Consider the following 1483-nt stretch of genomic DNA (forward strand, 5'->3'; position numbering starts at 1 on the left):
CGGTGGACCCGGCGGGCGCGTCGGTGGGAGCCGGCTCGCCGGAGGCGGCGTCGGTGAGGACCCCGACGACGCGGGCGGTGCGGCCGGGGCTCAGCGGGCCGCCGCCGGGCTCGCACAGGTAGAGGACGTCGACGGCCCGGGAGGAGTGCGTCGCGACGTGGGCGCTGCGCACGTCGACCCCCTCCTCCCGCAGCGCGCTGCCCAGCCGGTGGAGGAGCCGCGGGCGGTCGGGCGCCCGCACCTCGACGACCGTCGCGTCCTCCGAGGCCCCGGGCACGACGAGGACGCGGGGCGCCGCGTCGCCGGCCAGGCGCGGGGGGCGCCAGCCGGCGTCGCGCCGTGCGAGGCGCTCCAGCACCGAGGCGTCGCCGGCGCCCAGCCGCAGCAGCTCGGTCCGCAGGACGGCGGGGTCGGGCACGCCGCGGCTGCCGTGGACCCACCACGTGTCGACGGCGACGCCGTCGACCGTGCGCACGAGCGCCGAGCGCACCGCCAGCCCGTGCGCGGCGAGCAGCCCCGCCACGTCGCCGAAGAGGCCCGGCCGGTCGGGGGCGACGACGGTGACGCCGTGCAGCCCGAGCAGCGGGCTCGTCTCGACCCGCGGCGTGCCGTCGAGGAGGACGGCGGCGACGAGGCCGCGCTCGGCCGCGGTGAGGGGGGCCGGCCCGGGGGGCTCGCGGCCCTGGAGCGCGGAGCGCGCCCGGGCGACGAGGTCGTCGACGAGGCGCCGCCGCCACGCCGTCCACGCCGCGGGGCCGGCCGCGCGGGCGTCGGCCTCGGTGAGCGCGCGCAGCAGGTCGAGGACGTCCTCCCGGCCGTCGACGACCTCGACGAGCTCGGCGACCGTGCGCGGGTCGTCGGGGTCGCGCCGCGTGGCCAGGTCGACGAGCGCGAGGTGGTGCCGCACGAGCCGGCGGACGACGGCGACGTCCTCCTCGGGCAGCCCGGTGCGCCGGGCGACGGCCTCGGCGAGGGGCGCGCCCACCTCGCTGTGGTCGCGGGCTCCCGCCGTCTTGCCGAGGTCGTGCAGCAGGCAGGTGAGGAGCAGCAGGTCGGGGCGGGCGACGTCCCCGAGCCGCTCCTCGGCCTGCACGCACGTCTCGACGAGGTGGCGGTCGACGGTGTGGCGGTGGACGACGGTGCGCTGGGGCCGGTTGCGGACGGCTCTCCACTCGGGGAACCACGCGGTCACGAGCCCCGCCTGGTCGAGGGTCTCCCACACGGGCACCTGCCGCTCCCCCGTGCCGAGGAGCTCGAGCAGCGCGGTGCGGGCGGGCGCCGGCCACGGAGTCCCCGGCACCGGGGAGCCCGTCGCGAGGTGCCCGGCCGTGACGGGCGACAGGGGCAGCCCCTCCTTGGCGGCGGCCGCGGCGGCCCGCAGCGCCAGGGTCGGGTCGGTCGAGGGGCGGGCCGCCGCGCCGAGGCAGAGCTCGCCCTCGTGCTCGACGAGGTCGACCTCGACGGCGCGCTGCACGGGCCGGCG

At 80.4% G+C, this 1483-nt stretch carries 1 protein-coding gene; it reads right to left on the reverse strand.

Annotated elements, in window-relative coordinates:
- On the reverse strand, positions 1–1483 hold a 1483-nt coding region (locus HLB09_RS17020; protein ID WP_171204474.1), incomplete at both ends, for an ACT domain-containing protein.

Source organism: Pseudokineococcus marinus (assembly GCF_013004605.1).
GTDB classification, from domain to species: domain Bacteria; phylum Actinomycetota; class Actinomycetes; order Actinomycetales; family Quadrisphaeraceae; genus Pseudokineococcus; species Pseudokineococcus marinus.